This is a genomic window from Pontibacter sp. HSC-14F20 (assembly GCF_019599265.1).
Taxonomy (GTDB): Bacteria; Bacteroidota; Bacteroidia; order Cytophagales; family Hymenobacteraceae; genus Pontibacter.
In genome coordinates this window covers 1-22,849 of record NZ_JAHZTC010000001.1, presented here as the reverse complement: position 1 = coordinate 22,849, position 22,849 = coordinate 1, and the positions used below count along the sequence as shown (strand labels likewise).

Sequence of the window (22,849 nt, the reverse complement as noted above, 5' to 3'; positions counted from 1 at the left end):
CTTTTACGCTTATTTCCTTTTTGCTGGCTAACGCAGCGGCTTTTGCAGGTATAGCAACTTGGTTGTTTTATAGCTTGCCCTGGCCGGGCGGGCCTTACTTTTTCCCTTGATGGGGATAGGGGCCCTCGATTAAGAAAAAATAGAGGGCCCCTACCCCCAGTAAGCAAAAAAATCAAGACCCTACAAATCGGGAGCCCCTACCCCCACTCGCTGAACGCTCTTGACAGGGGGACCCCTTCACCCCCAACAGTGGAGCGTCAAAAAGTGCACCTGGCTTAGGTGATCTGTTTCATAGTTCAAGGGGCAAGTTACCTTTGCTATACCTGCCAGTGGCGCGTGACAGTTACTGCAACGCTTCTTATACCTATATAGTAGCGGCTAAGATTCCTCCTTTGCAGGGGGCAGGGGAATGTTAACCGTGCACGTGAAACTGCAGCTATACCTGTACACATTCAGTACTGAAATTCACTATAAGATCTGTACCCTACTCTCAGACAATATCAATCCCATTAATCCTTCTTTATCCTCAAAATCCTGATTGTGGCAAGCACTTCTTCGTATCTTTGCACCCTCAAACGACACGATCATGACGGAATTGAAACTATACGACCCGTTTCCGAACATGCAGTTCAGCGACAAGCACTGCTTTCTGTGCGGAGCCCATACCGAACCCGAAAACCGAACGCCTGTTTTTGCTACCTGGCTGCAAGACAGGTATAAGCTGCGCGATAAGGAACTGCTTCTGCTCGACAAGAGCATCACGACTTACGGTGCACTCACTATCCCTTGCTGTGACCACTGCCATACCTACCACGTTATTCCGCTCGAAAAGGAAATTGCTGAAGCCGCTGAGCAAGGTATAGCCGGGCTGCAGGCGCTCGATCCTAAAAAACTGTTTCAGTGGATCGGTAAAATGTATTATGGCACCCTGATCACCGAGCTGATCAAAGAGGCGGACCCGCTGATTATGCCCCAGAATCCGGTGAGTGAAAACCCAAAAATGCTCGGCAAATTCCGTGAGTTCTTTAAAGTACTGCAGTCGATGCGAGTGCCGGTAGAATTCTCTGATTTTCTGCCCTGCTCGTTGTTTATACTGGAGGTTAACCCGCTAGAAGATGAGCTACCTTTTGAGTATCAGGATGAACTGACGACTATGGCCTTCAGTATCAAACTGGGTCCGGTCGTGCTCGTGTGCACGCTCCTCGATAATGGCATTATCGGCAAAGCGCTCGGCAAACTCTACCGCCTCACGCTATCACAGCAACTGCACCCAATACAAGTGGCGGAGTTTAAGGCGCGCGTATTTTATGCGGCTTATATCTTTAACGTAGTGCCCGAGTATTTTGAGCGCCCACTCAAGCCAGGAGACACGCATATCACCCTCGACACCATTATAGATGATGTAACAAATGAGGTTTTCAACCCCTGGGAAATGACGGCGTATGCGCACATGCTGGAGGAGATGCTCAAACCCTGGGATATCCGTGAAAAAGAGATATTGGTAGATCCGGGCAAGCCGGTTAGCTTTTTGCTGGATGATCAGCACAACTTCAACCCGATAGAGCGTTTTCAGAAGCAGAATTAAATACCAATGCTATACCTGCATCAAATCAAGAAGAGCTCCCTGGCACATGCCGGGGAGCTCTTTTTGATTCTCTATACCTGAACTGGCTATTGCTCAATCACGAAGCTTACATTGACATTAGACGTCACAGTCACTTCCCCACCGGCAATAGACGGACCACCGCCCTGTGCCATTTCCATGTCCATCGACATTTTTGCATAACCCATGCGCGGCGAACCGTTGGAGGTATGCTCGTTGATGGAGTATACCTTGCCTACTTTGGCCCCTAACTCCGCTGTCAGGGCATTGGCTTTTTGCTTGGCATCGGCTACGGCCTTTTTACGAGCCTCGGCACGATGCTTTTCAATGTCTGACACTCTGAAGTAAATGTTATCGATGCGATTCACACCATTGTCATACAAACCTGACAACAGCTCGTCGAACTTGTTGATTTTTTTGATAACGATGGTCATCGTTTTCTGGGCCATGTAAAACTCCGGCTGTGCTTTTCCGAACTCGGTACCGGCATAAATTGGTTGCAGGTTCACAAAAGAGGTCTGGATATCTTTAGCATCGACGCCTTGCTTACGCAAATAGGCGATAATAGCAGCGGCTTGTTTATCAGTTTGCTTGCGTGCCTGGTCCAGGGTCTTCTCGCGCGTCTCCACTCCCAGGCTAATCACAACTTCATTCGGTTCAAGCTTCACCTCCCCTATTCCGTTCACGCTGATAAGCGGAGGCATAATCTGCTGCTGGGCCACTACCGGAAATACGGCTGCCAGCATAAACATTAGGGCGATAAAGGATACTTTTTTCATAATTCTGATTTAAAAAAGTTAGAAAGATTCGGGTATATATAGCCACTTGCTATATAGGCTTCAATTACAAAGGTCGTACCAGAAATGGGGAAGCACAAAAAAACCCTTCACAATTAAGGTGAAGGGTCTCTCTTTTATCAAAAGGCAGCCTGTTAGGCTTCGAAGTCGAAATCCTGGTCAGCCACATATTTCGCTACCAGCACCGCACCGAGGGTTACTGCCCCTGCTGTCAGGATAAGCTGTGTCGTGCTCATGCGGCGGGCGCCCTGCAACACCAGTTTTCCTACATCGTGCAGCAGTTCAGGCAGTTTGTCGTGCTTACCCTGAAATACATGCATGGCCGACTCCACAGTTTTAGACATATCATGTGGCTGCATGAGTTTGAGAGCGCTTGGTTCCTTCTTGCCCTGGCTTTGTTTGCTACTGTCGGCATTCTGGTTGCTCTTGTTATCGTTTTCCATAGTTATTTTCGGTTTCGTTTAGGTATTAAGTTCAAGTGGTTTTCTTATACGGCATTATCCGCGTCAGGATTTGCCTTAACCCTCTGCACGCCCTCCGTACTTAGTAATCATCTCGTTCATGCGCTGCATCAGGCTGTCGGCGTTGATCATCATGCTGGCCGGAAAACCCACCGATAGGTCACTGATCTCGAGCGACTTCGCATCTGGATCGTAGTTGAAGTTGGCATTCACGCCTTTCTCGTTTATGCGCCCGCTATTGCCCTGCAAATTCATGCCGTAGGTCTGAAGTTTGCTTTTCAGTTCGTTGTATGCTTCCGGCGTTACGCCCGTATATAATGCTCTTTTTGACATAGTATGTATCTTTTTTACTGATGTAGGTATAACGGCACAAGATAAGATGAAGTTTGCAAAAACTACCCGCTTTAGAACGCCCTCCGGCTGCCCGAAAGTGGCTTTTAAGTCTATACAAAGAGTTAAAATTAATTTTCTGAAAATAATTTTGCTTCCTAAAAACCGACTTGTATATTTGCACCCGCAATACAGTAGCACGGTCCGTTCGTCTAGGGGTTAGGACTCCAGATTTTCATTCTGGCAACAGGGGTTCGATTCCCCTACGGACTACTCAAAAGCCGCTTCAGGTATACCTGCAGCGGCTTTTTTTATGCACTTTAGGTCTCGGGTAAAGCTTTTCCAGTCTACCAATCTTGTTTTTATAAGGAGACTTCTTCGCCAGCGCAAGTAACTGCACTGTGTGCTGAAAAAGAAAGAGACAAGTCTAGTCTTCTATTTTTGGCCCCTTATCAATTTCATCATTTCTAGATGAATCGCGTTTTGCTTTTTTTGCCGCAGCTTTCAGGAGCTCCTGATGTTCTTTCCTTTCCTTGAATTCTTTTTGCCGCTGCTTCTTCTGCTGGTCACTTGATCTGGTACTCATACTCTAATTCAATTTGTCTGCAACTAATTTCCGGACCTTCCTATACTTAGATTTACATCGTGATCTTAATTATACACTTAAACGAAAGTAAATAATTTTCTGCATTAGGGGGAGTAAGTAAAAGGAATTTTGTTTGATCTCTCACAGCTATGTTCTATTAAAAAGAAGCCTTCAGCAAAACTGAAGGCTTCTTTTTAATACAGGATAATCCGGCTGTACATTTTAGAACCTTGAATAAGCTATCTCCTTTCTCAGAAACCTCAGGTTAATTTTCTTTATCGAGTATAGCGTGAATCTTGGATAATACGAATACTTTTAAAGTATAAACAGCGGTGCTATACCTGCTGGATGACAAGGCAAAGCAGCTCTACAGGCGCATGCAGTTTGCGGAAGAGATCCTGGCCGGAAGCTCACATAACTAGTACAAGAAAATCATCCGGAACGCACTTAAGATTTTCCTGCTCGACCTCGACAACTTCATCGAAAACGAGAAATCCATCTCGCAGCGTACCACCCTTTCGCGGGACGAGCTGATCATTCAGTCGTTCATTGAGCTGCTGTCGGATTTTTATAAATCAGAGCATCATGTTACCTTCTATACTGAAAAACTGCACATCACGCCCCACTACCTGATGCTGGTAGTCGAGCGCCTGACCAGCCAGACGGTGTCTGGTTTCATTTTCCAGAAGCTCTACAGCGAGGCTGCTACAGCAACCCAAACTATCGATTCAGCCGATAGCCTTAACTTCTCTGACCAATTGACTTTCGGAAAATTTTTCAAACGGAAAAGCGGCGTATCGCCCAGGCAGTTCAGGAAGGAGCTGGCGATTTTTTAAATTATCAAACCCGCATTTGTAATGTTACTGATAGGCAGCTAAGTCGACAGACTGTCAAAAATAAACTCCATCGTATATTGGTGGTATTCAGGCTGGGTGATGCCAGCTACATAAGGCAGGTTGTGCTCCTCGGTATACTTGGCTTTATAGGCATCGTCAATAAGCATGTTCAGATAAGTATCTTTCAACCGCTCCCTTCTTACGTTCAGTACACGCTGGCCATGCTGAATTTGCCCCACGCCCTCTTCTATAAAAGCCGTGAACCAGCTTCTGTCACTCTTGGCCCAGCTACGAGAGAAAACTCTTCCCCCCACTTCGACCATTCAGATATTGAGAAAAATTTCCCGCGCTACACCGCATTTCACACCTACGAGAGTAGAAGAGCCCAGATATTTGATAAAATCGGTTGGAAATTGCTGTTACTTCATCAGGTCTATACAGGCATACTACCGGGCACTCGCCACCTGCACCTGTTTCTTTTCATTTTTCGGACGCGCCGGATACATAAAATTGCGCACGTCTTTCATATAGTTCAGGCTGCCGTTGGTCAGGTTGCTGAGCACGATTATAGAGCTATGATCTTTTGGATTGCGCAGGAAATAGGTATTAAACCCATGCCACAGTCCGCCGTGGTATACAGCTGTATCGCCACTTTCCAGCTGCTTAATGCGCCAACCGTAGCCGTAGGACTCGTCGCGTCGGTTCACTTTGCCCGTCGGCGAGAAGGCCTCTTCCAGTGTTTCGCGCTTCACCAGCTTTTGGGTATAGAGCGCTTGGTCCCACTTATATAAATCCTCCACAGTAGAATACATGCCTTTGTCACCTAGCACGGTGTCCTGGTAGTCTGGCAGGCGTTTGCGGCGACCGCCAATGTGTCCTGCAGCCACCTTACCGCTTTGGGCGACCAGCTCGTGGTTGAAGGTATAGGTGTTGCGCATGTTAAGCGGTTCAAAGATGTGCTCACGCATAAAATCGGCAAAAGGCTGTCCCGAGGCCTTTTCTACAACTGAGGCGAGCAGCGCATAACCTGTGTTGCTGTAACTGAAAGTGCGATTGGGCTGGTAATAGATGTTAGGTTTGTGCACAGCCATCATGCTTAGCACATCATCGTTGCTCAGGTCTACCTTGCGATCGGGCCATAGTTCATCGCTGAAGTAGGTATAGTTGGGCAGGCCGGAGCGGTGCGTGAGCAGTTGTTTAATCGTGATGCCTTTGTAAGGAAAATCCGGGATGTATACCTGCAGGCTGTCGTCATAATTTAGTTTGCCCTGCTCTTTCAGCATCATAATGGCTACGGCTGTAAACTGCTTCGACACAGAGGCGAGCTGAAATACGGTTTGGGTGCTCAGGGTGTCCTTGGAATTGAAATCGGCGTACCCGAAAGCGCCACGGTAAATAATCTGGTCATACTTGGTAACGAGCACAGTGCCGTTGAAGCCCTTTCTTTTGTGCAATTGTGTGAAAAGGGAATCAACCTGCTTGCCAAGTTTGGTGGCCACGGTGGGCGTAAAGGTTTCCGGCGCCTCTACGTGCAATTCACAGTCCTCCTCTACAATCAGCTCTTCTTTTTTAAAGCCGGAGCAGGCACTGAAAGACAGAAACAAAGCGCACGCCACTACGCCTCGGATTAAAAGCGACTGAATATTACTAAATGCCATACCTGAAATATACCAACAAGGGAAATGAGCTTTAAATATAAAAGAAGTGATCGGTTTTCCCAGCACGCTTACTTAAAGAAATTTGTATTTCCCCGGTATCACAGACTACAGCACCCTGAATCGTGCTTCACGGCCCCAAAACATAAACCATAGCCAGAAGTATAATTAACTATACCTAACATTTGTAAGGCGATGGTGATCCCGGTTTACATACTGCTTTCATGGCTGTTGTCTGTGGATCCAGCCCAGGAAGACGCTTACAAGGCAGAGCGTGAACAAATGGTGGAGCAGCAGATGAAACGACGTGGGATAAGTGACAAAGCCGTACTGCATGCCATGCGCTCCGTCCCCCGACATCTCTTTGTACCTCCTGCTATTGCCTCAAAAGCTTACCAGGACAACGCATTGCCCATTGGTCACAATCAAACAATTTCCCAGCCCTACATGGTGGCTTACATGACGGAGGCGATCAAGCCCAAGCCAGGTATGAAAGTACTGGAGATTGGCACCGGATCGGGCTACCAGGCGGCTGTGTTGGCTGAGATTGTGAAACAGGTATACACCATCGAGATCATACCAGAACATGGAAAAATGGCCGCCGCACGACTCAAGCAACTGGGCTATGATAACGTGGAAGTAAAAATCGGCGACGGTTATGCGGGCTGGGAAGCGCATGCACCCTTCGATGCGATTGTCGTGACGGCTGGAGCCGAGTCTGTTCCCCCTCCCCTGTTTGAGCAGCTCAAGGAAGGTGGGCGTATGGTTATACCTGTTGGCCCGGTCTACAGGACACAAACCCTCAAACTGATCGAAAAAAAACGAGGCAAAGCGGTTACCCGCAACCTGATGCCTGTGGTTTTTGTGCCTTTTACAAGAGAAGGTCGGAAGAAATAATCCCGTACTTCTGGTATTTCTATTCAGCGAAAGATTTGTTATCGAGGCATCTTCGTAAATTTTATACCTATACCTGCGAAATTGCGTAAGCGCTATATAGCAGGTATAGGGAATAGCGATATTTCCATATTACCTGCGTTTGCTGAACAGCGCACCCCGGAAAACCAACCCCTGAGACATGAATAAAACCTTACTTTCCCTCCTGCTCGCCTTGTTTGCTGTGGCCAATGCCTCGGCGCAGGTCGAACCCGATACCACCTGGCGCAGAACATTCGCTGCGGGTGTCAACCTCAACCAAGCTGCCTTCAGCGACAACTGGAAAGCGGGCGGCATCAGCTCGATCGCCTTTAACGCACACCTCGATGCACGGGCCGACTACAAGCTAGGCAAAACATCCTGGGACAATGCCGTGCAGATGCAGTATGGTCTGCTCAAAAACAAAGGCGAAGAACGCCGCAAGAGCATCGACCGCATCTACCTGGACTCCAAGTATGGGTATGCGATCTCTTCTGACTGGAACACCTTTGTGTCAGCAAACTTTCTGTCGCAGTTCACCAAAGGTTATGAATACGATATAGATGCCGATGGCAATGACCGCCTGATCTCTAACTTCCTGTCACCGGGTTTCCTGACTTTTGCGCTGGGGGCCGAGTATAAACCAAATCCATACTTCTCGCTGCGCCTGAGTCCTTTTGCGCCTCGCTTTACCTTTCTGGCAGATGATGCCGTAGCGGCCAATGAGCGTTATGGTGTACCGGAAGATAAGAGCGTGCGCACAGAATGGCTCGCCGCGATGGTGCAAGCCAGCTATAACCGTGACATCTTCACCAACGTCAACCTGCGACTGAACTACATGTCTTATATCAATTACAAGGAACTGTCCGGTAAGCGCATCGACCACATGTTCAACTCTGTACTGACGGCCAAAGTAAACCGCTACATCAACGTCAACCTGATGGCCAATTTCATTTACGACTACGACCAGGACAGCGATGTGCAATACAACCAGTCACTCGGGCTGGGCATCCTTTATACCATGCAGGGCTTTAGCTTAAATTAACCCAGCCTAATCAATAAGCAGCGAGCGCATCCCGGAAATCCCAGGATGCGCTCGCTCGTTTTAAGGTATAGGAAATCGTGTATTCGTTTACTGTTCTTTGCTAGCCGGATAAGAATGCACCTTTTTAGGAATTTCGCTGCAAGGACCTTCATAGCGCACAAATATGTGGATGTACATGGAGCGCGACCATCTGAAAATAACAGGCAACAGGCCGACCACTACAGCCGTCACTACCCCGATCATCATAGCCATCGTGATCTCCTCGACAAACTGGTACAGGATAACCAGCGAGATAACGAAAATAGCCACATTAAAACCGAAGCTCACATACATGGCGCCGTAGTAAAAACCGGGCTCCGGTTCGAACTCCTGCCCGCAGCAGGGGCAGTCGTCGTGCATGTCGGCAAATTTAGTGGTATAGAGGCCACTCTTAAACATTTTACCTTCGCGGCAACGTGGGCAGCGGTTAAAGAAAATGCTGTATAAGGCGGATTTTTTCTGGCTCATGCTGGGTCTTTGTCTGATGTTACAACATACTTGTCAAAGGTACGAATTTTAGAAACAAAGACCGCCAGTGCAGCAAATTTACAAGACTAGAATTCTACTATAAATCCGAGTGTAGGCACCAGGTTACCATCGTCGTTTTTGAGGATGAAAGGTATAGCATTGCCTCCATCCAGTCGCAGCGGATTGCCGTCGGTGGTGGCGAAGCCGGAATTGTTCTCGTTGCGCTGGAAGGTATAGCGGTCATATCCAGGGGTGTTGCTGCCCAGCACATTGGCAATGTCCAGAAAGAGGTCCAGGGTGATGCGGTTAAAATTCCACTTCTTGTCGATGCGTACATCCAACTGGCTGAACGGCCGCAAACGATCGGTGTTGAGGCGCCCATAGTCGAGTATACCTACACCCAGTGAAGCGTAGTTGCGTTGTGAGGCTTCCAGATCGAAAGGCGTGGCAGGCGCTCCGCCGGCATAGCGATACTTGGCACCAAACTCCCAATTGCGCGGCAGCTTCTTGCCCAATAAGCCGGAGGCCAAGTGGCGGTAATCCCAGGCGCTGGACACATAACGGCCATCGGTGCCCGCAAACTCACTGACCACATAGGTATAGGAAAGCACGCCGAATACAGTTCCTGTCAGCTTTTTCTGCACGTAAAACTCAGCTCCGTAAGCCCTTCCTTTTCCGGTCGTGCTCACTGCTTCGTTGCCAATTGATCCAAAATCACCTCCCTGGTTGGCCAGCGAAATGCCGTCGCGCAGCGATACCGGGTAGTTGTTATAATCTTTGTAAAAGCCCTCTACGGTAAAGCGCAGATCTTCGCGCGGCAGAAATTCGGTACCCAGCACATAGTGGATCGATTGAATGTAATCAGCAGAACGATTGAGGAAATCATTATTTTCCTGATAACCCAGCACCGTATAGGTTGGCAGTTTGTAATAGGTACCCCAAGAGCCGTTGATCGTCCATTTATCGGTGAGCAGGTATGAAGCCGACAGGCGCGGCGAAAGTGTTTTCAAGGGGTTGCGTCCCTCGTCTGTAAAGGAGTTCATGTCGGTGCGCAGGCCAAATGATAGTCCAAGCCGGTTATTCAGCACCGAGCGCGACACCTGGCCAAAGGCGCCATACCTGAAGAAGTCGAGATTGGTATCGTAGTTAACCCTAACAGCAGGCTCCACCAGATTGCCATTCTCATCCCGCACCTCGTTACGGATCAAACTGAAGATGTCGTTGGTGAACTGTACATACTGACCTGACACCCCGTAGGCATACTTGAAACCGTTTTGGTACTTGTTCACATCCAGCCTCAGTTTGTTCTCGGTTTCACGTGAATTCGATTGGAGGGTAGGTTGCGGAGTGCCTCCCTCCTGTGCCGCCTCCGTTTTCTCCAGATCAATGTTAAAAGCATTTCGGCTTAGCGCCAGGTTTACGTAGCCATCGTTCACGAGTCGCTTCATCGCGACGCCTGTCGTGTAATTCCATTGGTTGTTGGAAGGTATAGAGCGCAGGATGTACTCGCTCTCGGGCGTGCTTTTGCGTGGCACCCCAAAGGCAAACTCGTCAATTGCTCCCACCCCGATAAAGGAAAGCGAAGTTTTGTTGTCGATCTTATGGTCTACTTTGTACTGAAAATCCCAGTAATTAGGTCGGATGGGCAAATCGAGCAACTTAAACAGAAACTGCAGATAGCTGCGGCGGGCCGAAACCAAATAGGTTGTTTTAGGGGAAATCGGTCCTTCCAGCGTGGCCGCGAACTCCGAACCGCTCAGGCGCACATTTCCCGAAAAACGCTCCGGGTTTCCGTAGCGTTGTCTGAACTCAAACACTGAAGCCAGGGCATTATCATAACGGGCGTCGAAAGCGGAAGAACTCACTTTCAGATCTTCGATAAACGACACGTTGAGTATACCTGTTGCGCCGCCGGCACTGCCTTGTGTAGTGAAGTGGTTGATGAGCGGAATCTCGATGCCATCAAGGTAATATACGTTTTCGCTTGGTGCGCCACCCCGTATGATCAGGTCGTTGCGACTACCCCCGCCTGTGCCGCTGGTGGCCACACCCGGCAACACCTGCACCACTTTCGAGATGTCGAAATTACCACCCGGGTTACTGCGGATCTCCTCTGTGCTCAGACTCTGCACCGACAGCGGCGTCACGATATCTGCAATGGCTGCGCTCTGCCGGCGCCGCGCTACCACTTGCACCTCACCCAACTGACTCGATGCCGGTACCAGCTCAAAGTTGATAATTTGAGCATTGCCCGACGTTACGTTCACATTGAATTTATTCAACTGCTGGTAGCCAATATAAGAACTCTGCAAGGTATAGCTTCCCAACGGAATATTATCGATCCGGTAAGCGCCGTTTTCGTTCGTAACGGTTCCCAGTTGTGCACCCACTACCTGCACCGAAACCCCGATCAGGGCCTCATTGGTATTGGCATCGCGCACAATACCTGTTATCACCCCCGATTGTGCAAAACTGAGTGTAGGTATAAAAAGTAAGAAGAATAAAAATAAACGCATGGCTGATTAAACTACAAGATATCGCAGGTATTACACACTTGCACCTGAAATGTTTTGAAAACGCTATATATTTTTAGTTGCTGGATTTTCAAGGACTTAACAGCAAAACCAAAGCATTGACGTTTAAACACTTAGAAGCTTATTTCTGTCAGGAAAATTACAAATCAATCACAAGCTGCCGGATCCTGTCGGCATTGAGCACGGCATTGCCGACGATCGTGTTGTTAAAGAAAACCCATACCTCCCTGCCATCTTCCAGCCAGTCTTTCACCATGTAGGCGTAGCGCTCCAGCTTTTTGTCGGAATAGGATGAGGCGTACATTTTCTCGTCCCCATGCAGGCGCAGGTATACCAGATCGGTGGTTGTCACTTCGGTGCCCGGAAATCGCTTCCCGGCATTGGCGATGACGGTGGTGATGTTGAACTCGCGCATCAGCTCAAAAGAATCCTCTGTAAACCACGACACGTGCCGGGCCTCCAGCGCAAAGGGCTGCTCCGGGTATAGCTCGCGCAAGGTACGGTAAAAATCGCCCGCTATACCTTTGTCGAAACGGAAACTGCCCGCAATCTGCACCAGTACCGGCCCCAGCCGTTCGCCCATCAGCAGGTAGCGCGACATAAACTTCTGCAGCGGTTCCTCTATACCTTGAAACTTGCGCTTGTGCGTGATCTCCTGGTGCAGCTTCGGTGCAAACTTAAAATGCGCCGGTGTCTGCGCCAGCCACTTCTCAATGGTTTTGGCCATGGTGAAGTGATAAAAGCTGCTGTTGATTTCTGTACAGTTAAAGCGAGTGGCGTAGTGGCTCAGGAAGTCTGCTGATTTGAGTTCGGGTGGGTATAGCACTTCCCGCCAGCGGTAGCTCCAGCCGGAAGTGCCAATGTATAGCTTGTTCTGATCAGTCATGCAGCCCCCTTATGCACCCAGCGGGAAGTTGAACACAAAGGCTGTTCCGTCTGGCGTAATACCATCCAACCGCACCATACCGCTTCTAGAGGCCGCCAGCGATTTGCTGATCTCGGCCAGGCTGTTGACAGGTCGGCCGTTCACGCGCGCCACTACAGTGCCCTCTGGTATACCTGCCGAATCGAAGAAACCGCCAGGCTGAATTTTTGTGACGTATACGCCTGCGTTAAGACGATATTGCTGTTTCATACGATCGGTGAGCGGCGCGAATGTAGCTCCCAGTCTGGCCTCTAATCCTTTCGCTGCGGTGTCCGATACAGTCTCTTCTTCCTCGCCCTGCAACGTGACGGTAGCTTTGCGCTGCTTGCCGTCCCGTACCAGGGCCAGTTCTACTTTGTCGCCCGGGTAATAGCGGGCAATGCGTTCGGAGAGTTCTGCGGAAGTATTCACGTCAATACCGTCTATACCTTGAATGATGTCACCTTCTTTCAGACCGGCCTTCGCTGCGCCACTTCCCGGCTGTACCCCCATGATGTACACGCCGCTCACCTTACCCGGATCAATGCCACGTGCCCGTAACAGCTGATCCTCCACGGCCGGCACCGGAAAGTTCACACCCAGAAAGCCACGACGCACTTTGCCAAATTCCCGGATGTCGCCCACTACTTTTTGCATCAGATTGACAGGTATAGCAAAACCGTAGCCGGCATAGCTGCCTGTCTGGGAGGCAATGGCCGTGTTGATGCCGATCAGTTGTCCGGAAGTGTTCACCAGCGCACCACCCGAGTTGCCCGGGTTGATGGCCGCGTCTGTCTGGATGAAAGACTCGATGGCGGTGTTGGCCACCTGCGCCGGATCCACGTAACCACCCTGACTCGGCCGGTTGAGAATGCCAATGCTCCTGCCTTTGGCACTGACGATACCGGCCGTTACCGTAGAGTTGAGCGAAAGCGGATAACCGACTGCCAGCACCCACTCCCCTACCTGCACCTTGTCAGAATCGCCCAACGGCACCACCGGTAGGTCGCTGCCCTCCACTTTCAGCAAAGCCAGATCCGTGCTCGGGTCTGTTCCGATCAGCTTTGCGTCGAAAGTCCGGCGGTCGGGCAGCACTACCTGTATACCTGAGGCCTGGTCGATGACGTGGTTGTTGGTGACGATGTAGCCGTCCTTCGAAATAAGCACGCCCGAGCCTGAGCCCCGCACCGGAGTGGACTGCTGTGGCATGCCAAACAGTTCATAAATAGGGTTGCGGCTGGTTTGACCGCCAGTGTACTCCGTTTTGATGTGCACCACGGCAGGCGTCACGGTACTCGCGGCTGCCACAAAATCCGGATTGCCAACCGAAGATACCATAGGTATAGCGCCGGAGTTGTTATTGTTGAAGTTCCCGTTTTGTGGCGAATCGCCCTCGATGAGTTTGTAGCCCACAATGGCGAGCACAGCAGAAAGAATGGCAATTAAAAAGGTGCCGGCAGCTTTTCCCATAAATACTGATGTTTTACCATTTGCTTTACCGATTATCATACGGCCAGGTTGGCTGAAAGGCAGATTTGAGTTCATAACAGCTGATTTAAGAGATAATTGAATCGTTACCCGGGCTATACCTGAATCGATCCGGCACCCACCCTTTATACTATTTACTCTTTACAAAAGCGCATGGTTTACAACTCAACTCCTGTTCCTGTCCGTAAACAGTGGGGTCAGAGTCGATTAAGCCTATACCTAGCTAAAACTTATGCCTAACCTGAACGAAGAATTTCCAACAGCAGACACTACCCTGGCCACCACCGAAACCGCAGTACCGGCCGAAGAAAAACCGAAAGCAGAACCGAGACCCGCCCTGAGCATGTTCGACGCCATCGCCGTGATTGTGGGGATAGTGGTGGGTGCCGGCATTTTCAGGACACCCTCACTGGTGGCCGCCAACGTGGAGAGCGGGACTATGTTCCTGACAACCTGGGTGCTGGGCGGACTGGTTTCACTGATCGGGGCACTCTGCTATGCTGAACTGACGACTACCTTTCCGCATCCTGGCGGCGATTATCACTTTCTGACAAGAGCTTTCGGAAAACGACTGGCATTTCTGTTTGCATGGGCCCGTATGAGCGTCATCCAGACAGGTTCTATTGCGCTGCTTTCCTTTATCATAGGCGACTATATGGCCCAGCTCTACAGCATCGGGGAATTCTCTTCAGTACTTTATGCCGCGCTGGTTGTGGTCATACTTACCACTATCAACATTATAGGTGTCAGTTTCGGAACAGGAGTGCAGCGTTTTCTGATCATACTGGAGGTGCTGGGAATCCTGATCGTGCTGGGGGCCGCTTTTCTGTTCACGCCCAATGAAACGGCAACTGTAACAAGCACTGCAGCCACAGGCAACGGTACTACTTCCATGGGACTGGCCATGGTGTTTGTGCTGCTCACCTTCGGCGGCTGGAACGAGGCGGCTTACATTTCTGCAGAGCTCAAAAGCGGACGCAGGGGTATGGCCACCGCCCTGATTGCCAGCATTGCTGTCATCACCCTGATCTACCTGCTGATTAATCTGGCGTACCTGCATGTGCTGGGGTTGGAAGGTATGGCCTCCTCTGATGCGATAGCTGCCGACCTGGCGCAGGTAACCATCGGCGAGGCAGGTATGGTACTGATCGGTATTATTGTAGTGCTCGCCGCCCTCACCTCTGCCAATGCCACCATCCTGACCGGTGCCCGTACCAATTACGCACTTGGCCGGGACTTCCCGGTTTTCAGTTACCTGGGGCAGTGGAACACCAAAGCATCCTCTCCGGTGAATGCCTATGTCGTGCAGGGGATTGTCTCCCTGGCACTGGTCGGATTAGCCCTGTTCACCCGCAGCGGTTTCGAAACGATGGTAGAGTATACAGCGCCGGTTTTCTGGTTCTTTTTGTTGCTGGTAGGTATAGCCCTGTTCGTGTTGCGACGCAAGGAGCCCGGGCGCCCGAGACCTTTTAAAGTGCCTCTATACCCTGTGCTGCCCCTTATTTTCTGCTTTACGAGTGCCTACCTTTTTTACTCCAGCCTGATGTACACGGGTTTGGGAGCTTTGGTAGGTATAGGCGTGCTGGTGGTGGGTGTGCTGGTATTGCTGGCTATACCTCGTATTCAAAAACACAAAAATGAGGCAGCCTGACAACTGACTTGCTTAAATGAATCCTACTAAAATATACATAAAATGCCACAAGCAGGAACTACTGACCCATGTGGCACGTAAATACAGCCTGTGCGTGTAATGCTACGCCACCACAAAACCGCTCACCTTATACCTTAATGTTTCTTAAACGGATTACTAACTTAATGAAAACAAGATGAGAGCAATCAGACATTCGTTTTGCACACTTGTGCTGACACTTTTAGCCACGGCTGCATTTGCCCAGACCACTACCACAGCGCCCAAGCTGGATGTGCCCTATGTGCCGACTCCGCAGAAGGTGGTAGATGCCATGTTGAAATTGGCGCAGGTATCGGACGGGGATGTGGTGTATGACCTGGGCTGCGGCGATGGTCGTATCGTGATTACGGCTGCAAAAGAGCATGGTGCCACCGGCATGGGCTTCGATATAAACCCGGAACGCATTAAGGAAGCGAACGAAAACGCAAAGGAAGCCGGTGTAACAAACAAAGTGAAATTTGTAGAGCAGGATCTGTTTAAAGTAGATTATAAACCTGCTTCCGTGGTAACGCTATACCTGCTGCCAAATGTGAACATGAAACTCCGTCCGGTGCTGCTCGAGCAGCTGAAGCCGGGCACCCGCATCGTGTCCCATGCCTTTGATATGGGCGACTGGGAACCGGAAGAAACGCAGGTGATTGACGGTTCTACAATCTACCTGTGGACCGTACCTGAAAGCAAAAAGATTGGCAAAGGCAAGTAATCACAGCTATACCTTAGCTTTAAACCCTGTATACTTCGCGTGTGCAGGGTTTTCTTTTGCCTGATGGTTCCTTATCTAAAATTGGGCGCCCGCATCTGAATTGATAATAAAATCCCTATATTTACACCAGACAAAACCACTTTCATTGATATGGAGACAGGATTACTGCACTTACACTCATTTATGGCCTACCTGGTACTGCTAGGTCTTATCATTAGTATTATTTTTGCCTTTATGGGCATGTCTGGCAATAAGCCATTTACTGACAAAGACAGAAAAAGAGGCCTGTTGGGTCTTATACCTGCCCACCTGCAGTGGGTGCTTGGCGTGATTCTTTACTTTGTGTCACCACGAGGAATTGAGCTGGCTACTGAAGGCTTCATGAAAGAATCCGTTCAGAGACTTTACGTACTGGAGCACCCGCTTACCATGGTGATCGCCGTGGTACTGATCACGGTGGGTTATGCCCGTGCAAAGCGTCTGCAGGACGACAGAAAACGTTTCAGCAGCATCGCCATTTTCTATACAATCGCCCTGATTCTGGTACTGGCTCGCATTCCTTGGCATGCATGGCCAACCAACTAAGTTGCCATCAGGTATAGCCCAATAGGGCAGCGCCTCCCCTTTCAGGTATAGCCCTGAAGCGGGAGGCGCTTTTTATTAAAGAGTAGCTTAAAATGGTATGATGAATACAAACCCCTCAGAAGACAATATTCCTGCCGCAATACAGGAATTGGGCCGACACCTCTATAACAGTCACAACAGGTATAAGGAGCCTGCCCTGCGGCACCGCCGCTTCCGGCACCGCGATATTGTGCCATTGATCGAGCAATTGCAGGCAAAACCTTTGTTTGATGTGCAGGTGGCTGGTCATTCGGTACAGGGCCGCTCGATTTACCTGATCAAGGTGGGGACCGGCAAAACCAAGGTATTACTCTGGTCCCAGATGCACGGCGATGAGCCAACCGCCACCATGGCCCTGTTCGATCTGCTACGATTTTTCAACACTTCCGACGAATTGGAACCGGCACGAAAACACATGTTCGAACACCTGACGCTATACCTGGTACCAATGCTTAACCCGGACGGTGCGGAGCTATTTAACCGCCGCAATGCCTTCGGTATAGACATGAACCGCGATGCCCTGCGTCTGCAGAGTCCGGAGTCTGAATTGCTGAAACATCTGCGCGACCAACTGGAACCAGCCTTCGGTTTTAACCTGCACGACCAGAGCCGTTACTATACGGCTGGCTATACCGCGCATCCGGCCACCATCTCTTTTCTGGCCCCGGCCTACGACTACGACCGCAACATCAACACAATACGTGAAAGGGCCATGCGCACCATTGCCGGCATGGATCATGTGCTGCAGCAGTTTATACCTGGGCAAGTAGCCAAGTTTAACGATGAGCACGAGCCCCGGGCCTTTGGTGACAATATCCAGAAATGGGGCACCAGTGTAATTTTGGTCGAATCGGGCGGCCAGCACGGTGACCCGGAAAAGCAGCAAATCCGCAAGCTCAATTTCACAGCAATACTATCGGGGCTATACCTGATTGCAGAGGATGCCTACAAAGCATTTGAGTTGGAAGGCTACAACCGTATACCTGAAAACCAGCGCCACCTCTACGATTTGGTGCTGCGAAACGTCCGCTATACTGACAACGGTCGCGAGACTTTGCTTGACATCGGCATCAACCGACTTGAAGTGGATGCGCCCAATCACCTTGGCTTTTACCATAGCAGTGCGGTAGAAGAGATCGGCGATATGAGTGTGTTCCATGGTTACGAAGAACTGGATGCAACCGGTCTTACGCTGATGCCGGGCCAGGTATACGAGCAACCCATCGGGAGCCTGGACGAGCTGACAACCGAGCTTGCATCCGGACTGTTAAAGCAAGGCTATACCACCATCCGGGTGCGTCACCTGCCCGGCGTGCTGCCCGACCCGACCTTACTCCCGCTTAACGTGACAGGTATAGCCAGCATCGTGAACCACCAACTGGCGCTTGACGAGCCGGCCAACTTTATTCTGAAAGATGAGCAAGGCCAGGCCAAGTATGCGATTCTCAATGGATTTATGTATGATCTGCAGGGCGAGCGACCAACCCTTTTTCATGGGCTACTGCATTAAGTCCGCCACAAGACAAATTTGTCAATCAAAGCTCTTCCCCTTTTGGAATCAGTTTGTATCTTACAGACTGATTCCAGACCAACCTTTGCTTCATGGTATTAAACTATCTCTGGGCGGGCTTCTTCCTGATCGCCTTTGCCATTGCTTTGTTCCAACTCATCGTTTTTCGCGATGTAGAGATTTTCCAGAAACTCGTTACCAGCACTTTCGATAACGCTAAGCTCGGTTTCGAAATTTCACTCGGCCTGACCGGTGTGATGACGCTTTGGCTGGGACTGATGAAAGTTGGCGAGCGCGGCGGCATCATTGCTATTTTCTCCCGGTTGGTAGCGCCTTTCTTCAACCGCCTCTTCCCGGAAATCCCGAAAAACCACCCCGTGTTCGGCTCTATCCTGATGAATTTTTCAGCCAACATGCTGGGCCTCGATAATGCCGCCACACCGCTTGGTTTAAAGGCGATGAAAGAGATGCAGGAGCTCAACCCCATCAAGGACCGGGCTTCCAATGCTCAGATCATGTTCCTGGTACTCAACACTTCCGGACTCACCATCATACCGATCAGCATCATGGTGTTCAGGGCGCAACTGGGCGCAGCCGATCCTTCTGATATTTTTATACCTATACTGCTAGCCACATTTTTCTCGACTACCGTGGGCCTGATTGCGGTAGCGCTATACCAACGCATCAACCTGTTCAACCCGGTTATCCTGGCATACATTGGTACGCTGTTGCTGTTAATCGTGGGACTTATCTATTACTTCAGCACCATTTCTCAGGAGCAAGTAAGCGTAATATCCCAAGTGACGAGTAATGTAATTCTGTTCTCGATTATCATTTCGTTTGTGGGACTGGCGCTTATCCGGAAAGTGAATGTGTACGAAGCGTTTATAGAAGGTGCTAAAGAAGGCTTCTCGGTAGCCATCACCATCATACCTTACCTGGTAGCCATCCTGGTAGCGATCGGAGTGTTCCGTACATCCGGCGCACTGGACATGATCGTGGATGGCATCGGCTACCTGATCGCCCTGACAGGTGTGAATACGGACTTTGTACCTGCCCTGCCAGTTGCTTTCATGAAACCCCTGAGCGGAAGCGGTGCCCGCGGTTTGATGGTGGAAGCCATGACCACCTATGGGGTAGATTCCTTCGTAGGTCGCATGGCTTCGGTATTCCAGGGCTCTACCGAAACGACTTTTTACGTGCTGGCAGTATATTTTGGATCTGTTGGCATCAAGCGCTCCCGCTACGCCCTCACCTGCGGTTTGCTGGCAGATTTTGCCGGTGCTATTGCCGCCATCTTTATCGCTTACCTGTTCTTCCATTAGAAAGCGGCTAAACCTATAAAAAAAGCGGCTGATCCCAGAGGACCAGCCGCTTTTTTGTTAACTATATTTTTCTCGTTTTAATTACGGGCTACAACCGGGTGTCCTTCCAGCTGGGCGTAGCTTAGTTTCCAGTTACCGTCCTCCCCTTTCTTCCAGAGCAGCATAAAGTTGCCCTCGCCCAGTCCGCGGGGCTCACCGGGACTAGCCGGCAGTACGTCTACCGAAAATGTGCCGGCCTCGTAAGCAATTTGTGTATCTATACCTGAACTTACGGGGTAGGTTTTCAGATCGGCGATGGTGCCCATGGTTTCGCGCACCCACTTATCCGATACCTCAGATTTGCCCCGGTAGGTGACCTCGCCTTGCAGAAACTGCACATCTTCGGCCATCATCGAGATTACTTTGTCAGAGTCCCTTGCATTCCAGGCACTGATAAAGTCCTGGTTCAATTCCCGGACATCCACTGACTCGCCGCCTTCCGACTTCGCACAGGAAGCCAAAAAGAATACAGCAAATAAGGTGTAAAGAATGTTTTTCATGATTTCTAAAATTTAGGTTAATAATCCCCGACGCCATACGTAAAAAATGCGCCGCTGGATTTGTACCTTCCCCCAGCTTTGTGCCGGGAGAAGGTATAGGGTAAACGTGTTACCAGCTCTTTCTGCGAACCTCAGAAGTGTAGTAAGGCTTGCTGCGGTCACCATAGTCCAGGTTAGGCAGGAAGTTGGCATAAACTACCTGAGGGGTTGGCCCCTCTTCAGAAGCATACATCATCGCCAATGAGTTGGCTGCTGCTGTTTCAGCCGGAGTGGCTGCCACCAAACTTGACTGCGGAGCAGGTGTTCTTTTAGCAGGAGCAGGAGCCGGCGCCGGCGTATTTTTGGCTACTGTTGCCCTGTTGGCAGCTGCGGTACGCTCTGCCGCTGCTGCACGCTGTGCTGCGGCTGCTCTTTCAGCGGCGGCTATACGTGCGGCTTCCTCTTCACGCTTCTTCTGCTTGTTATCAATGACCTTGCCTACACCGTAACCTACGGCGCCACCGGCTACACCACCCACAACACCGCCTACTACACGGTTACGCTTATGTATTATGGCACCTGCTGCGGCACCTGTACCAGCACCGATTACAGCGCCTTTAGCCTGCGGGCTCCAGCCAGTTCTTTTTTCCTGCGCCTCTGCCGATCCGCCGAAAGCTACTGATGCCATCAGTGCCAGGCTCATGATATAGCTTATCTTTTTCATAACACTTTCAGTTTTGTTAAAAACATTAAACTCTGTTGACAGGATTAATTACAAGTTGCGTGCCAGTACAATAAAAATCACTTTTCCTTTCGCAGTATAATAGCTCTAATATTGGAGATACAACACCACTGAGTAACACCATAACTATCTGGTATATATACATATATAAAACAAAAAGCCCTTGATTAAAAAATTTATGACGAGGACTAAAAAAAATTATGATTTATACTCTTCAGTTGAATATGTAGTGCAACTGCAGTTAAGAACGTATTGCTTTTTACAGCTAATAAATTATCTTTAAGAATGGAAAAACTGTATCGTCCCGCCGCTTTGTTTGTCAGGTTTGTAATTGTTTTGCTTGTATTTGCCTCTTGCCAGCAGGTGACTACTGATAAAACCCGCTACGAACTCCTGATTCGCAATGCCATGGTTGTAGATGGTACTGGCAAAGCAGCTTTTGCGGCCCATGTGCTGGTAAACGGTGACTCCATTGCGCTAATCGATACCGACACCACTAAAACCTATACTGCAGACCGGACCATTAACGCCTCCGGCCTATACCTGACCCCGGGATTCATTGATACACATGCTCACGGCGATCCACTCGAAACACCCGACTTTTCCAATTTCCTTTCGATGGGCGTAACCACGATCTGTCTGGGCCAGGATGGTTTTAGCCCGGAGCGTGAAGACCTGAAAGAATGGATGCAGGAAGTAAACAGTAAAAAGCTGGGGGTAAACATCGCCTTGTTTGCCGGCCACAACACACTCCGTATGCTCTCAGGTATAGCATACGATTCCATCCCTTCTGCCCAAGGTATGGCGAAAATGGAAAAGCTCCTGACAGATGCGCTCGATGCAGGTTGTTTCGGATTGACTACCGGCTTGGAGTATAACCCCGGCTACTACGCCCGTAATACCGAATTAAACCGACTTGCTGAGCTAGTTGGTAAAAAAGGTGGTATCATCATGAGCCATATGCGCAACGAGGACGATGCCTACGTTGAAGCTTCGATCAGAGAGCTCCTGGAGCAGGGTCAGTATTGCCCGGTGCACGTGTCGCATCTTAAAGTAGTGTATGGCAAAGGCGAAGCACGCGCCAATCGTATCCTGCAACTGCTGGATTCTGCCCGTCAGCAAGGTATTCGGGTCACAGCTGATTTTTACCCGTATACCGCCAGCTATACCGGCATTGCCATCCTCTTCCCGGATTGGGCCAAAAAGCCGCACGATTACCAGGAAATGCTGAAAACCCGCCGCCAGGAGCTGGCCACTTTCCTTCGCAGTAAAATCATACAGCGCAATGGCCCGGAAGCAACGCTGATCGGTTCAGGACCATACAAAAGCAAAACCTTGCAACAGGTAGCTGAAGAGCTAAACAAACCATTTGAACTGGCCTTGATGGAAGATATTGGTCCCTACGGTGCGGACGGCGCTTACTTTATTATGGATGAAAACCTGCAGGAGACTTTTCTGAAGGCCCCGCATGTGATGGTCTGCAGTGATGGCAGCCCTACGATGCGTCATCCCCGTAGCTTCGGAACTTTTGCCCGCATTCTGGAAACTTATGTCGTTCAAAAGCAGCTGCTTCCCTTAGAAGAGGCGATACATAAAATGACAGGCCTGTCTGCTGAAACCATCGGCCTACGCAACCGTGGCCTTGTAAAGCAAGGCTATAAAGCTGATTTGCTGGTTTTTAATCCAGAAGAAGTAAAAGAAAACGTGACATATGAGAACCCGCATCAGCAGGCAACCGGATTTCGGTTTGTTATTTTGAATGGTAGTGTGGTGAAGGAAGCTAAGGTAGAAACCACAGCAGGTACGGGCCAATTGATCTTAAAATAATAACAGATAAGACTCACAAGTATTTATAAACCATAGAATATAACAACTTTTACTGAGCACTGATTCGCCACTACGCTATATGTCCCTGCCTTTATAATAGAAAGCTTAGAACGCTAAGATTGCCTCTAGTACACAGTCAACTTAGTAGGTAATGATTGCGTTTCTTCCTTAAAAGCAGGAGGAAGCATGGAGAAGATAGAAATAAAATTGAGTGAATCAGATAAAGAGTACCTGGAGCATTATGTGAGCAAA

At 49.7% G+C, this 22,849-nt stretch carries 22 protein-coding genes and 1 tRNA gene; 11 read left to right on the top strand and 12 right to left on the bottom strand.

Going from position 1 to position 22,849, the window contains the following annotated elements:
- The first annotated feature begins 586 nt into the window (after positions 1-586).
- A complete protein-coding gene (locus K3G39_RS00115) occupies positions 587-1,585 on the top strand; it encodes a hypothetical protein (protein ID WP_255593657.1) in 999 nt (332 codons plus the stop codon).
- A gap of 86 nt (positions 1,586-1,671) precedes the next feature.
- On the opposite strand, the gene K3G39_RS00110 is transcribed toward K3G39_RS00115, so the two are convergent.
- The 3 genes from K3G39_RS00110 to K3G39_RS00100 all read right to left on the bottom strand — a co-directional run bounded on the left by K3G39_RS00110 (position 1,672) and on the right by K3G39_RS00100 (position 3,194).
- Entirely contained in the window at positions 1,672-2,382 is a 711-nt protein-coding gene (locus K3G39_RS00110) for an SIMPL domain-containing protein (protein WP_220624141.1), read from the bottom strand.
- Positions 2,383-2,534: 152 nt separating this feature from the next.
- Positions 2,535-2,843, bottom strand: a complete 309-nt coding sequence (locus tag K3G39_RS00105; protein ID WP_220624140.1) for a hypothetical protein — start codon at positions 2,841-2,843, stop codon at positions 2,535-2,537.
- Between the two features lie 75 nt (positions 2,844-2,918).
- A complete protein-coding gene (locus tag K3G39_RS00100; RefSeq protein WP_220624139.1) occupies positions 2,919-3,194 on the bottom strand; it encodes a hypothetical protein in 276 nt (91 codons plus the stop codon).
- A 198-nt stretch (positions 3,195-3,392) separates the two neighbouring features.
- Between K3G39_RS00100 and K3G39_RS00095 the strand changes: the two genes are divergently transcribed.
- A tRNA-Glu gene (locus K3G39_RS00095) sits at positions 3,393-3,464 on the top strand.
- Positions 3,465-3,618: 154 nt separating this feature from the next.
- Here K3G39_RS00095 and K3G39_RS00090 read toward each other — a convergent pair.
- Entirely contained in the window at positions 3,619-3,777 is a 159-nt protein-coding gene (locus tag K3G39_RS00090) for a hypothetical protein (RefSeq protein ID WP_220624138.1), read from the bottom strand.
- A 632-nt stretch (positions 3,778-4,409) separates the two neighbouring features.
- Between K3G39_RS00090 and K3G39_RS00085 the strand changes: the two genes are divergently transcribed.
- Positions 4,410-4,613 carry a hypothetical protein gene (locus K3G39_RS00085; protein ID WP_220624137.1) on the top strand — a complete coding sequence of 68 codons (204 nt, stop codon included), beginning with the start codon at positions 4,410-4,412 and terminating at the stop codon, positions 4,611-4,613.
- 38 nt (positions 4,614-4,651) lie between these two features.
- On the opposite strand, the gene K3G39_RS00080 is transcribed toward K3G39_RS00085, so the two are convergent.
- A complete protein-coding gene (locus tag K3G39_RS00080; RefSeq protein WP_220624136.1) occupies positions 4,652-4,936 on the bottom strand; it encodes a DUF2255 family protein in 285 nt (94 codons plus the stop codon).
- A gap of 123 nt (positions 4,937-5,059) precedes the next feature.
- A complete protein-coding gene (locus tag K3G39_RS00075; RefSeq protein WP_255593655.1) occupies positions 5,060-6,271 on the bottom strand; it encodes a serine hydrolase in 1,212 nt (403 codons plus the stop codon).
- Positions 6,272-6,463: 192 nt separating this feature from the next.
- On the opposite strand from K3G39_RS00075, the gene K3G39_RS00070 reads away from it, so the two are divergent.
- Together K3G39_RS00070 and K3G39_RS00065 are read left to right on the top strand one after the other, a co-directional pair.
- Positions 6,464-7,165, top strand: coding sequence for a protein-L-isoaspartate(D-aspartate) O-methyltransferase (locus tag K3G39_RS00070; protein ID WP_220624135.1), 702 nt, complete (start codon positions 6,464-6,466; stop codon positions 7,163-7,165).
- Between the two features lie 178 nt (positions 7,166-7,343).
- Positions 7,344-8,225: a DUF3078 domain-containing protein gene (locus tag K3G39_RS00065; RefSeq protein WP_220624134.1), complete on the top strand. Its 882-nt coding sequence runs from the start codon at positions 7,344-7,346 to the stop codon at positions 8,223-8,225.
- A gap of 87 nt (positions 8,226-8,312) precedes the next feature.
- Here K3G39_RS00065 and K3G39_RS00060 read toward each other — a convergent pair whose 3' ends face one another.
- The 4 genes from K3G39_RS00060 to K3G39_RS00045 all read right to left on the bottom strand — a co-directional run bounded on the left by K3G39_RS00060 (position 8,313) and on the right by K3G39_RS00045 (position 13,640).
- Positions 8,313-8,732, bottom strand: coding sequence for a DUF983 domain-containing protein (locus K3G39_RS00060; RefSeq protein WP_220624133.1), 420 nt, complete (start codon positions 8,730-8,732; stop codon positions 8,313-8,315).
- 86 nt (positions 8,733-8,818) lie between these two features.
- Positions 8,819-11,248: a TonB-dependent receptor gene (locus K3G39_RS00055; protein ID WP_220624132.1), complete on the bottom strand. Its 2,430-nt coding sequence runs from the start codon at positions 11,246-11,248 to the stop codon at positions 8,819-8,821.
- A 157-nt stretch (positions 11,249-11,405) separates the two neighbouring features.
- Complete coding sequence (locus tag K3G39_RS00050) at positions 11,406-12,152, bottom strand: DUF72 domain-containing protein (protein ID WP_220624131.1); 747 nt, start codon at positions 12,150-12,152, stop codon at positions 11,406-11,408.
- A gap of 9 nt (positions 12,153-12,161) precedes the next feature.
- Entirely contained in the window at positions 12,162-13,640 is a 1,479-nt protein-coding gene (locus K3G39_RS00045; protein ID WP_220624130.1) for a Do family serine endopeptidase, read from the bottom strand.
- A gap of 250 nt (positions 13,641-13,890) precedes the next feature.
- Here K3G39_RS00045 and K3G39_RS00040 point away from each other — a divergent pair, with 250 nt between their 5' ends.
- The 5 genes from K3G39_RS00040 (at position 13,891) to K3G39_RS00020 (ending at position 19,510) form a co-directional block, all read left to right on the top strand.
- A complete protein-coding gene (locus K3G39_RS00040; protein WP_220624129.1) occupies positions 13,891-15,309 on the top strand; it encodes an APC family permease in 1,419 nt (472 codons plus the stop codon).
- A gap of 175 nt (positions 15,310-15,484) precedes the next feature.
- On the top strand, positions 15,485-16,051 hold the full coding sequence (locus K3G39_RS00035; protein WP_220624128.1) for a cyclopropane-fatty-acyl-phospholipid synthase family protein: 567 nt from the start codon (positions 15,485-15,487) through the stop codon (positions 16,049-16,051).
- Between the two features lie 150 nt (positions 16,052-16,201).
- Complete coding sequence (locus tag K3G39_RS00030) at positions 16,202-16,636, top strand: hypothetical protein (protein WP_255593653.1); 435 nt, start codon at positions 16,202-16,204, stop codon at positions 16,634-16,636.
- A gap of 97 nt (positions 16,637-16,733) precedes the next feature.
- Positions 16,734-18,185 (top strand): M14 family zinc carboxypeptidase, encoded by a 1,452-nt coding sequence (locus K3G39_RS00025; protein WP_220624127.1) that lies wholly within the window; start codon positions 16,734-16,736, stop codon positions 18,183-18,185.
- A gap of 92 nt (positions 18,186-18,277) precedes the next feature.
- Positions 18,278-19,510 (top strand): nucleoside recognition domain-containing protein, encoded by a 1,233-nt coding sequence (locus K3G39_RS00020; RefSeq protein WP_220624126.1) that lies wholly within the window; start codon positions 18,278-18,280, stop codon positions 19,508-19,510.
- Positions 19,511-19,587: 77 nt separating this feature from the next.
- Here the strand turns inward: K3G39_RS00020 and K3G39_RS00015 are convergent, their stop codons facing one another.
- Positions 19,588-20,049 (bottom strand): DUF4440 domain-containing protein, encoded by a 462-nt coding sequence (locus tag K3G39_RS00015; RefSeq protein WP_220624125.1) that lies wholly within the window; start codon positions 20,047-20,049, stop codon positions 19,588-19,590.
- Positions 20,050-20,158: 109 nt separating this feature from the next.
- Positions 20,159-20,752 (bottom strand): hypothetical protein, encoded by a 594-nt coding sequence (locus K3G39_RS00010; protein ID WP_220624124.1) that lies wholly within the window; start codon positions 20,750-20,752, stop codon positions 20,159-20,161.
- 303 nt (positions 20,753-21,055) lie between these two features.
- Here K3G39_RS00010 and K3G39_RS00005 point away from each other — a divergent pair, with 303 nt between their 5' ends.
- Positions 21,056-22,597, top strand: coding sequence for an amidohydrolase family protein (locus K3G39_RS00005; protein WP_220624123.1), 1,542 nt, complete (start codon positions 21,056-21,058; stop codon positions 22,595-22,597).
- The last annotated feature ends 252 nt before the right edge of the window (positions 22,598-22,849 follow it).

Bases quoted from the DNA above. Each gene is read 5' to 3' on its own strand.
- K3G39_RS00115 (WP_255593657.1), top strand. From the start codon at position 587: ATGACGGAATTGAAACTATACGACCCGTTTCCGAACATGCAGTTCAGC.
- K3G39_RS00110 (WP_220624141.1), bottom strand. From the start codon at position 2,382: ATGAAAAAAGTATCCTTTATCGCCCTAATGTTTATGCTGGCAGCCGTA.
- K3G39_RS00105 (WP_220624140.1), bottom strand. From the start codon at position 2,843: ATGGAAAACGATAACAAGAGCAACCAGAATGCCGACAGTAGCAAACAA.
- K3G39_RS00100 (WP_220624139.1), bottom strand. From the start codon at position 3,194: ATGTCAAAAAGAGCATTATATACGGGCGTAACGCCGGAAGCATACAAC.
- K3G39_RS00090 (WP_220624138.1), bottom strand. From the start codon at position 3,777: ATGAGTACCAGATCAAGTGACCAGCAGAAGAAGCAGCGGCAAAAAGAA.
- K3G39_RS00085 (WP_220624137.1), top strand. From the start codon at position 4,410: ATGCTGGTAGTCGAGCGCCTGACCAGCCAGACGGTGTCTGGTTTCATT.
- K3G39_RS00080 (WP_220624136.1), bottom strand. From the start codon at position 4,936: ATGGTCGAAGTGGGGGGAAGAGTTTTCTCTCGTAGCTGGGCCAAGAGT.
- K3G39_RS00075 (WP_255593655.1), bottom strand. From the start codon at position 6,271: ATGGCATTTAGTAATATTCAGTCGCTTTTAATCCGAGGCGTAGTGGCG.
- K3G39_RS00070 (WP_220624135.1), top strand. From the start codon at position 6,464: ATGGTGATCCCGGTTTACATACTGCTTTCATGGCTGTTGTCTGTGGAT.
- K3G39_RS00065 (WP_220624134.1), top strand. From the start codon at position 7,344: ATGAATAAAACCTTACTTTCCCTCCTGCTCGCCTTGTTTGCTGTGGCC.
- K3G39_RS00060 (WP_220624133.1), bottom strand. From the start codon at position 8,732: ATGAGCCAGAAAAAATCCGCCTTATACAGCATTTTCTTTAACCGCTGC.
- K3G39_RS00055 (WP_220624132.1), bottom strand. From the start codon at position 11,248: ATGCGTTTATTTTTATTCTTCTTACTTTTTATACCTACACTCAGTTTT.
- K3G39_RS00050 (WP_220624131.1), bottom strand. From the start codon at position 12,152: ATGACTGATCAGAACAAGCTATACATTGGCACTTCCGGCTGGAGCTAC.
- K3G39_RS00045 (WP_220624130.1), bottom strand. From the start codon at position 13,640: ATGGGAAAAGCTGCCGGCACCTTTTTAATTGCCATTCTTTCTGCTGTG.
- K3G39_RS00040 (WP_220624129.1), top strand. From the start codon at position 13,891: ATGCCTAACCTGAACGAAGAATTTCCAACAGCAGACACTACCCTGGCC.
- K3G39_RS00035 (WP_220624128.1), top strand. From the start codon at position 15,485: ATGAGAGCAATCAGACATTCGTTTTGCACACTTGTGCTGACACTTTTA.
- K3G39_RS00030 (WP_255593653.1), top strand. From the start codon at position 16,202: ATGGAGACAGGATTACTGCACTTACACTCATTTATGGCCTACCTGGTA.
- K3G39_RS00025 (WP_220624127.1), top strand. From the start codon at position 16,734: ATGATGAATACAAACCCCTCAGAAGACAATATTCCTGCCGCAATACAG.
- K3G39_RS00020 (WP_220624126.1), top strand. From the start codon at position 18,278: ATGGTATTAAACTATCTCTGGGCGGGCTTCTTCCTGATCGCCTTTGCC.
- K3G39_RS00015 (WP_220624125.1), bottom strand. From the start codon at position 20,049: ATGAAAAACATTCTTTACACCTTATTTGCTGTATTCTTTTTGGCTTCC.
- K3G39_RS00010 (WP_220624124.1), bottom strand. From the start codon at position 20,752: ATGAAAAAGATAAGCTATATCATGAGCCTGGCACTGATGGCATCAGTA.
- K3G39_RS00005 (WP_220624123.1), top strand. From the start codon at position 21,056: ATGGAAAAACTGTATCGTCCCGCCGCTTTGTTTGTCAGGTTTGTAATT.